The organism is Sandaracinaceae bacterium, from assembly GCA_016706685.1.
Classification (GTDB): Bacteria; Myxococcota_A; Polyangia; order Polyangiales; family Houyiibacteriaceae; genus JADJJE01.
This window is the reverse complement of the sequence record JADJJE010000010.1, coordinates 22803-31866: the sequence shown is the minus strand read 5'-3', so window position 1 is coordinate 31866 and position 9064 is coordinate 22803. Positions and strand designations below refer to the sequence as shown.

Genomic DNA, 9064 nt, shown 5'->3' with positions numbered 1-9064 from the left:
TTCATGGTGCGCTGCCACTCGGTGAGGCCGCGGCGCACGTCCGGCGTGTAGGCCTGCAGGTCGGTCCAGTTGCCGGGACGTGTGCCGCCATGCCGCGGGTGGGCCTCGATGTACTTCTTGTGGAACGCGACGATGAAGGTCGGAGTGGGCCTCGCAGATGGAGCCCGACGACTCGAAGATGCCGATGTGGTGCCCAGGTGCCAGAGGCGCACCTTCCCGCGCCCGTCGTCCAGCTCTTCGACGTCCCGCCCCTGGTGCTCGGCCAGCAGCGTGCGAAAGGCGCGCCCGGAGGGGGCGGGTGGGGAACTTCGTCATCGGCTTGGGCCTAACCCGGAAACGTGCGTCGACGCTCGTGCGCTTGCGCACGGAGATCAGCACGTCGTCCAGGGCTTCCTCGTCGGTCAGCACGTGGATGGTGTTCTCGAGCACGCCGTTGGCGAGGCTCCGCGCCATGGCCAGGAGGCGCGAGTTGTGCGCCACGTAGGTCTCGTCGTAGCGCATCTGCCGCTGCCACTCGGTGAGGTTGCGGCGCACCTCGGGGTGTGGGCCAGCAGCGTCATCCAGTTGCCGAACGTGAAACCACGGCCGCGGGTGGCCCTCGGTGTGCTTCTTGTGGAAGGCGATGATGAAGTCCGAGAGTGGCCCTCGCAGATGGACCCCGACGACTCCGAACTTTAACGATGCGGTGACCCAGGTGCCAGATGCGCACTTTCCCGCGGCCGTCGTCCAGCTCGCCATAGTCGCGGCCCTGGTGCTCGGCCAGCCGGCGGTGCGAAAGGGCGCGCCGGCGGTAAGCGTGTCGTGGTGCGACTGTTGTCCGACATCATTCAGGGGTTCGTTATACCCAACATTCCGGCCCCTGGGGGTGATTCCGGGGCATTTATCTGCGAGCGGCCAGGCGTCGAGCAGGGGCTACACCCCAGGCATGGGAAGGTGGTATGAACGCCGGCCCAGCCTACCCAGGTCACACTGCGCCACGATCCCCACCGACCCGTCAACTTCATCGCCAAGATCCACTGAGCGAGCACACCAGGAGACGATCCCACAAGATCCTGGGCATGCGCTACAGCTCATCCAGCGCGACCCGAGACAGGGCGTGCGCGAGGTGAAGACCTGGCCCAGCCAGGACGTGCCCGCCGTGGTGCGCAAGGTCATGGGCGACGACCGCCCCTCCACGAGGGAGACCAGACCGACGGGGCCACCGGGCGCTACGACTTCGTGGTGCACCTCGCGCGGCAACATCGTACCATCACGGGCTACCAGGCCGTGGAGCCGCTGGGCACCGACAGGCTCACGCGTATCGTGCACTTCGACATCGACGCCAAGATCCCGCTGGGGTGGGCAAGGTGGTGGAGCCGTTCGTCCGCAGCGCGCTCCAGCGCAGCTACGACGAGCGCCACGCTGATTGGGAAGTACCTGCGCGGCGAAGGCTGGGCTGAGGCCCGGGTGCTCCCCACGACGAGCTCATGGCGCAGTCGGCGCTCGATCAGTCCGCAGCCCTGCGGCGAGGTGAGGTCACCTGCGAGGCGCTGACGGCCGCGTACCTCGAGCGCATCGCCGCGGGACGGGGCGTCAGGGCCTTCGTGCACGCGTACGCGGGCGCTGCGAGCCGCGCGCATGCTGGACCGAGCGGCGGCGGGACCCTCCAGCGCGCCGCGCGGGCCGGCTTGGGGCTGCCCACCGGGCTGAAAGACCTGCACTTCACGGCCGGGCTTCCCCGGCGCAGATGGCCCGCGCGCGTGGCGGCACATGCGGGCGCCCATGGACGACGTCACCAGCAAAACGGTGCGCCGCGCGGGCATGGTGATCACCGGGAAGCTCAGCACGTCGGAGCTGGCCATCTTGCCGTTCGTGGAGACGGACCTCGCGCCGCCCACGCGCAACCCGTGGGACCCCACGCGCACGGCGGGAGGCTCGTCTGGGGGCTCGGCGGCGGCGGTGGCGGGCGGGCTGCTGCCCATCGCGCCGGGCAGCGATGGGGGCGGCTCGATCCGCATCCCCGCGGCGTTCTGCGGGCTGGTGGGGCACAAGGCCACGCGTGGGCTGGTGCCCAACCCGCACGAGACCTTCGAGACCATCGGCATCTCGGTGGTGGGCCCACTGGCGCGCAGCGTGCCCGACGCCGCCGCCCTGCTGGACACGCTGTGTGGCTTCCCCGAGGGCGCCGGGCTCTTGGCCGCGTGCCGGCAGGCGCCACCGCGCTTGCGCGTGGCGGTCACCGTGGAGAGCCTCCATCATCGCCGCGCACCCCGACGGTGCAGGCCGCGGTGGGGCAAGTGGCGCGCGCGCTCGCCTCGCTGGGCCACCACGTGGGCGAGGGCCAGCCGCTGGTGGGCAGCGGGCGGAGTTCCTGCCCATCTTTCAGTACTTGGTGGCCAACACGCCGGTGCTGGCCCCGCGCTATTTGCAGCCCACCACGCGCTGGCTGCGCGACGCGCGGGCCAGAAGGTGGACAAGGCCACCGCGTTGCGGGCGCGCGACGTGATCACCGCCCGCGTGGACGCGCTCTTCGCCGACATGGACGTGTGGCTGGTGCCGACCGTGGCCGTGCCGCCGCCCGCCGTGGGGGAGCTGAGCGGGTGCGATGCGGGTGAGCGCTTCGAGCGGGCCGCCGTGCTGGGCGCGTGGACCGCGGCGCTGAACGCGGCCGGCAACCCCGCCATCAGCCTGCCCGTGCTGGTGAACGGGCGGCCGCTGGGCGTGCAGCTGGTGGGGCGGCGCGGCGATGACGGGCGGCTCTTGGCGCTCGGCCGCACCGTGCTCGAGGTGCTGGGCACCCCACTGGTCACGCTGCCGGGCGCGTAGCCGTCAACGCACTCGCCGCCTGGAGCGGAGATCCGGCGCGGGGTGGCGGCGCTAGCGGCGCTCGGCTTCCTGGACACCTCGTGAGCAATCCCGTTCTGGGTGGACCGACAAGGGGCGCTCATGGCATCCAAACGCTCCAAGCCAGCGCAGGGCCAGCCGCACGACGGCCTCATCCGCAGCGCGCTCGAGGTCGCTGGACAACGCGCGCTCCGCGATCGCGGCGGTGCTCCCGGCTGACCTGCTCGCCCGCCTGGACCTGGGCCGCCTGCGACCTGCGCCCGCGCGCATCGTCGATGCCTTACTGCACGCGCGCAGAGCGACGCGGTCTGGGAGGTGCCCTTCGCGGGGCTCGACCAGTCCCTGTGGGTGCACATCTTCGCCGAGGTGCAGTCGGCGCCTGACGCAGACATGGTCCTGCGAGCGCTGGGTGTGCAGGTCCGGCTCTGGGAGCGACAGCGGCGGCTGGGCTTGGCATTGACGGCGGTGATCCCGCTCGTGATCAGCCACGGCGCCGACTGGCGTGCTCCTCGCACCATGCTGGAGCGCCTCAAGCTCCCAGCGGGCCTCGAAGCGTTGGTTGCGCCCTTCATCCCTTCGAGCACCTATCTGCTCGAAGACCTCGCGGGCTTCGCGCCTGAGACGCTAGCCGCGCGGGCGGATCTCAGCGTCTCGCTTCGTGTGGCCTACTTCATTCTGCAGCAAGCCGCGCCGCGTCGGCGCTCGAAGATGAGCTGGAGCTGATCGTCGACGACCTCCGTACGCTCTCGCAGGATCCTGGGTTCCGCGACTACCGCACCCGTCTCTTGCGCTACACTTTCGAAACCGCCAACGGTGACATGGACGCGGTGCACGCCCTGCTCCGCGCAAACCTCGACCCTTCCATGGAGATCCAGTGGGAACCCTCGCCGAACAACTCATCCAACGCGGCATGCTGAAGGGCCGCACCGAAGGCATCCGGGAAGGGCCTCGTCAAAGGCCTCCAGGAGGGCCTCGTCAAGGGCATCCAGGGGAGGGCCCTCGTCAAGGGCATCCAGGAGGGCCTCCTGAACGGCCAACGCGAGGTGCTTGCGCGGCAGCTCGCGTTCAAGTTCGGCGTCCTGCCGGGTTCCGCCGAGGAGCGCATCGCCCGCGCCACCCGCGATGAACTCGTGGACTACTCTTTGCGCGTCCTCTCTGCCGAGACTCGACGCGGTCTTCGACTGAGGTCGGCTCACTCGCGCGCTAGCGGGCGTCCGCCTCGGCGAGCGCGCGTTCCACGGCCGCGGCCAGCTGCTCGTAGGGCACGGCGCCCGACACGTGCTCGCCGTTGATCACGAAGCCCGGCGTGCCCGTGATGCCGGCGGCCTGCACCGCGGCGGAGTCGGCGTCCACGGCGGCGCGGTGGCGCTCGGTGTCGAGGGCCTGGCGGAACTGCGCCATGTTGACCCCGGTCACCTCCTGGGCCAGGCGCTCGAGCGTGTCGCGCGAGAGGTCTTGCTGGTTCACAAAGAGCAGGCTGATGTAGGCCCAGAACGCAGTGTTCCCGCCCTGGCGGAAGACCTCGCGCGCCGCCTGGGCCGCGATGTGGCGTTGGGGTGGAAGGGCAGCGGCATGGTCCACGCCAGACCAGGCGCACGAGGCGGTCGTAGTCCTGCAGCAGCTGCGCGATGGTGGGCTGCACGCGCGAGCAGAAGGGGCACTGGAAGTCGCCCACCTCTTGGATGACCACGGTGGCGCGCGCCGGTCCACGGGAAGGGGCGCTGCGGGGGACGGGCAGCTCGATGCGCGGGTTTGCAGCCGCCGCTTCATCACCGCTAGCTGTGGTGGGGAGCATCTGCTGGGTGGTGGCGCCGTCGCGGATGGTCTGGGCGTACACCCGCGCGCGCGGCGTGCCCCGCGCCACCAGCGCGCGCGCCTTGGCCAGCTCCTCCTCCACCACCACAACGAACGCCTCGTAGGGCTGCGCGCCGCGCAGGTTCCGCCCGTTGATGAACGACGATGGTGTCCCGGCGGCGCCCAGGCTCACCGCCAAGGCCTGCTGGGCGAGGATGACCTGCTCGTGCTCGCGCTGGTCGAGCGCCGCGCGAAGCTGCCCCATGTCGAGACCCACCTCCTGCGCCAGCCGCTCGATGGTCTCGCGCGTGAGGTCGTTCGAGTTCTCGAAGAGCTTTCCGTGGAGCGCCCAGAACATCCGTCGCCGCCCTGCTGGAAGGCCTCCATGGCGGCGATGGCCGCAGGCAGCGCGTTCTGGTGGAAGGCGAGCGGGTTGTTCATCCACACCACGCGCAGGTCGCGACCGTAGGTGTCCAGCAGACGGGTGAACGTGGGCTCCACGCGGCTGCAGAAGGGGCACTGGAAGTCGCTGAACACCACCACCGTCACCAGCGCGTTGCTGGGGCCGCGCTGCGGCAGCCGGCCATCGAGCGGCACGCGGTAGACAGCGGCCGGGTCGGGCTGCGCCGGCGCTGGGTACTCCGGCTCGGGCGCATCGGGTGGCGGCGGCACTTCGGTGAGTCCGTCGCGGGTCACGGCGGCGTACACCTCACCCTGCGGCGTCCCGGCGCGCACCAGCCGCTGGGCGTGCGCGAGCTCCGCGTCCATGACTTCGACGAACGACTCAAAGGGCTGTGCGCCGGTGACCTGCACGCCGTTCAAGAACGAGTTGGGCGTGCCCTGGGCCCCGATCTGCTCCGCCAGCGCCATGTCCGCCTCGATGGCGTCCTGGTGCGCGTGGCTGTCCATGGCGGCCTGGAAGCGCTGCGTGTCGAGGCCCAACTGGGCGGCCAGGCGGTCCAGGGTCTCGCGCGTGAGGTCGCGCTGGTGCTCGAAGAGCAGGTCGCATCTGCCAGAACGCCCGGTCACCGCCCTGCGCGAAGGCCTCCATGGCGGCCTCGGCGGCGGGCATCGCGTTCGGGTGGAAGGCCAGCGGCAGGTTGCGCCACACCACGCGCAGCTGCGTGGGGTAGGCGCGCATCAGCTGCTCGATGGTGGGGTTCAACCGAGCGCAGAAGGGGCACTGGAAGTCGCTGAAGACCACCATAGTGACCAGCGCGTCCGCAGGCCCCTGGCTCGGCTGCTCCGCGGTCACGGGGACGGCGAAGCGCTGCACGCCGCTCGTGTCTTCGCCACCGGCCCACGCGTCGTCCGCCGGCGCTTCGGCTTCCGGCGCGGCGCCTGCCCCCACGCCCTCGGCGCACGGGCACACACACGGTGGCGGCGCGGAGCCGCACCCGCTCGGGCCGAGGCTGGCTCCCGCGAGGAGCACGAACGCGGTCAGGACTCTCTTCATGGACATCTCGGCGTCTCCTGGGGCTGTGAACAGCGCGAAAGGTACCCGAGTTTGCGTGGCTACGCGCGGCGCGTCTTCCGGTGCGCCACCAGCGCGCGCACCTTCTCATCGGCCCCGCGTCCTGCCACCGGCGTCACGTCGCGCGGTCCGAGGCGCGTGCCGTCGCGGGCCAGCACGTGCACGCCGTCCACGGGCTTGCCGGTGCGCTTGTCCAGCAGCTGCGTGCGCGGGCCGCGCCCGTTCGGGAACCACTTCTCGCCCCACAGCACCAGCCCGGCCAGCACCGGGTAGAGGTCGAGGCCACGCTCGGTCAGCCGGTACTCGAACGAGCGGCCGTCGTGCTCGGACGGCAGCTTCTCGAGCACGCCCGCTTCGCACAGCGTCTTCAGGCGCGCGCTGAGCACGCTCGACGAGATGCCGAGGTGCTCCTGAAACGCGTCGAAGGTGCGCATACCGTGGAAGGCGTTGCGCAGGATCAGCAGCGTCCACCACTCGCCGATGATGTCGAGCGCCTGGGCAACGCCGCAGTCCACACCGCTGAGCGACGAACGTGACATGCGCCGGGTCTAGCTCAGGGCCAGCATGCGCACGAGCCGGCCCTGAATGATGGCGTCGGCCTCGCGCATGATGCGGCTGATCAGCTCGTCACACGTGGGGATGTCGTGGATCAGCCCAGCCACCATGCCGCACGACCACGCGCCGGCGTCCATGTCGCCCTCCAGCATGATGCGCGGGTACACGCCCGCCACTTCCTCGCGGATGTCCTCGAACGTGAGCTTGTCGCCCAGCTCCTTCTCCTTCACCAGCAGCCGCTCCACGGCCGCGTTGGTGAGCACGCGCTCCGTGTTGCGCAGCGGCCGCATGACCAGGCGCGCGTGTCCAGCTCGGTGGCGGCCACGATGGCCTGCTTCACCTTCTCGTGCACGGGCGCTTCCTTGGTGGCGATGAAGCGCGTGCCCATGTTGATGCCCTCGGCGCCCATGGCGAGCGCGGCCACCAGGGAGCGCGCGTCGGCCATGCCGCCCGAGGCCACGAACGGGATGCTCAGCTCGTCGGCGGCGCGCGGCAGCAGGATCATGTTGGGGATGTCGTCCTCCCCCGGATGGCCGCCGCACTCGAAGCCGTCCACCGACACGGCGTCGCAGCCGATGGCCTGCGCCTTCAGCGCGTGGCGCACCGAGGTGCACTTGTGGATCACGCGCACCCCCGCCGCCTTCAGCGTGGGCATGTACGCCTCGGGGTTGCGGCCAGCCGTCTCCACGATGCGCACGCCGCCGTCGATGATGGCGTTCACGTAGCCCGGGTAGTCGGGCGTGTTCAGGCTGGGCAGGAACGTGAGGTTCACGCCGAAGGGCTTGCTGGTCATCTCGCGGCAGCGCGATCTCTTTGCCAGGAGCTCCGGCGACCGCTGCGTGAGCCCGGTGATCATGCCGAGCCCGCCAGCGTTGGAGACCGCCGCGGCCAGCTCGGCGAAGCCCACGAAGTGCATGCCCCCTGGATGATGGGGTGCTCGATGCCGAACAGCTCGGTGATCTTGGTCTTCATGCGTGTCCTTCGGTGCGCGCCGCGTGGGTCTCGCGGGCGGGTTGGATGATAGCTTCTGTTACCGAAGCTAGATGGCCGCCGGGCCATGCGCAAGGTGCGGAGCGCTCAGCGGTTCGTGCCAGCGCGATCTCGGTCACCCTCGAGGCGATTGCCGCTAGCGCGCGGCGTCCCGAAAGAGCTGCAGCTGGGCCGCGGGCTCAGGCGCCTCCAAACACCGCGCGTCGTCGTGCAGGCTCGAATTGATGCGCGCCCCCAGCAGCCGTGCCGCCAGCAACCCTTCTGGTGCAGGCACCAGAAACGCACGCGCCGCCGACCACGGCGCGCTGAGCCACGCGTCCACTACGTCAGCCCCCAACAGCGCCGGCATGCGGTCGTGCACCGCCGCCACGTCGCCCGAAGGAGGCGTGGTGATGATGACGAACCCATCCGGCAGCACCAGGCCCGCCATCCACAGCGTGCGCCCCGGCTCGCTCGCGTCTCGGAGCCACAGCGGCTGCTTCCCGCGAGGCGTCTTCTGCCACTCCACGTAGCCATCGGCCGGCACCACGCAGCGCGAGCCGGCGTGCTCCGCCAGACGGGCGCTCCCAGCGACTCGCCGCGCGTTCTCCACGCGCTGCCCCGCGCGCGCACCCCCAGCGCAGCTCCCCAGCGTGAGCTGCCCGCCCGGGTCGCGCGTGACCACCAGCTGGTGCGCGCCGGGCGCGGCGTTGTAGCGGGGCCCTCAGCAGCAGCTCATCCGGGATGCGGATGTGGAGCCCGACCACTCGGGCATCTCCGGACAGCGTGTAGCGACCGCACATGCCCACAGGCTAGCAGCGGGCTGTGACGTGTTCTCGCTAGCGTACCAGGGCCTCGCCCGACTCGAACACCGTCTCCACATCGCTCATCGGCAGCGCGCGAGCCTGCGCCACGCTCGGGTCGAGGCGCGCGAGCCACGCTCCAGCGGACGCGGTTCGCACCGGGGACGCGCGGCAGGCGCAGCGTGACCACGCGCGGGCGGCCCGGCATCACGCGGGTGTCGTCGATCTCCGTGGGTCACCAGCGCGCCCCCACGTGGCTGGTGCCGAAGTAGCGGCGCAGCTCGGTGGACGTGCGCTCGCTGCCGAGCTCGGCCCGCACGATGAGGCGCCGAAAGATGTCGCCGGTGGGGAGCGCGTGCCCTACCTCCCGTGTCCGCAAGGTGACCCGCACGGTGACCCCGTCGGCGTCGCGGGTGGCGCGCACCTGGACGCGGACCGCGCGTGCCAGCAGCTCGGCGGACGCCCCCGGCATGCGGTGGTCGAAGTGGCCGTCGGCGCGTCGGGGCATGTGACAGCCCACGCACGCGAGCCCTGGCGACCGGCGCGCGAGGCGCGCCACTCGGTGAACGTGGCCTGCTGCAAGATCGCCGGGTCGTAGCCCAGGCCCCCGCGCGCGGAGGCGGGAAGGCGAACTCGTGGCAGCGCG

At 71.0% G+C, this 9064-nt stretch carries 8 protein-coding genes and 2 pseudogenes; 2 read left to right on the top strand and 8 right to left on the bottom strand.

Annotated elements, in window-relative coordinates; translation table 11 throughout:
- A partial coding sequence (locus tag IPI43_13495) for a hypothetical protein (protein ID MBK7775119.1) occupies window positions 1–212 on the bottom strand: 212 nt, incomplete at its 3' end.
- 1549 nt (window positions 213–1761) lie between these two features.
- Here IPI43_13495 and IPI43_13490 point away from each other — a divergent pair.
- Together IPI43_13490 and IPI43_13485 are read left to right on the top strand one after the other, a co-directional pair.
- A complete protein-coding gene (locus IPI43_13490) occupies window positions 1762–2805 on the top strand; it encodes an amidase (protein MBK7775118.1) in 1044 nt (347 codons plus the stop codon).
- Window positions 2806–3138: 333 nt separating this feature from the next.
- A complete protein-coding gene (locus IPI43_13485) occupies window positions 3139–3546 on the top strand; it encodes an Rpn family recombination-promoting nuclease/putative transposase (protein MBK7775117.1) in 408 nt (135 codons plus the stop codon).
- A gap of 480 nt (window positions 3547–4026) precedes the next feature.
- On the opposite strand, the gene IPI43_13480 is transcribed toward IPI43_13485, so the two are convergent.
- The 7 genes and pseudogenes from IPI43_13480 to IPI43_13450 form a co-directional block, all read right to left on the bottom strand.
- Complete coding sequence (locus tag IPI43_13480) at window positions 4027–4404, bottom strand: thioredoxin domain-containing protein (protein MBK7775116.1); 378 nt, start codon at window positions 4402–4404, stop codon at window positions 4027–4029.
- Window positions 4405–4714: 310 nt separating this feature from the next.
- Window positions 4715–4975 (bottom strand): annotated as a pseudogene (locus IPI43_13475) (DsbA family protein).
- Window positions 4976–5401: 426 nt separating this feature from the next.
- Window positions 5402–6079 (bottom strand): thioredoxin domain-containing protein, encoded by a 678-nt coding sequence (locus IPI43_13470; GenBank protein ID MBK7775115.1) that lies wholly within the window; start codon window positions 6077–6079, stop codon window positions 5402–5404.
- Between the two features lie 53 nt (window positions 6080–6132).
- Window positions 6133–6630, bottom strand: a complete 498-nt coding sequence (locus IPI43_13465) for a helix-turn-helix transcriptional regulator (protein ID MBK7775114.1) — start codon at window positions 6628–6630, stop codon at window positions 6133–6135.
- 9 nt (window positions 6631–6639) lie between these two features.
- Window positions 6640–7618 (bottom strand): annotated as a pseudogene (locus tag IPI43_13460) (nitronate monooxygenase).
- 154 nt (window positions 7619–7772) lie between these two features.
- Window positions 7773–8300, bottom strand: coding sequence for an SOS response-associated peptidase family protein (locus IPI43_13455; protein ID MBK7775113.1), 528 nt, complete (start codon window positions 8298–8300; stop codon window positions 7773–7775).
- Between the two features lie 353 nt (window positions 8301–8653).
- On the bottom strand, window positions 8654–8926 hold the full coding sequence (locus IPI43_13450; protein ID MBK7775112.1) for a hypothetical protein: 273 nt from the start codon (window positions 8924–8926) through the stop codon (window positions 8654–8656).
- Window positions 8927–9064: the final 138 nt, after the last annotated feature.

Coding starts and splice junctions, on each gene's coding strand:
- IPI43_13490 (MBK7775118.1), top strand. CDS start 1,762: ATGGACGACGTCACCAGCAAAACGGTGCGCCGCGCGGGCATGGTGATC.
- IPI43_13470 (MBK7775115.1), bottom strand. CDS start 6,079: ATGTCCATGAAGAGAGTCCTGACCGCGTTCGTGCTCCTCGCGGGAGCC.
- IPI43_13465 (MBK7775114.1), bottom strand. CDS start 6,630: ATGTCACGTTCGTCGCTCAGCGGTGTGGACTGCGGCGTTGCCCAGGCG.
- IPI43_13450 (MBK7775112.1), bottom strand. CDS start 8,926: ATGCCCCGACGCGCCGACGGCCACTTCGACCACCGCATGCCGGGGGCG.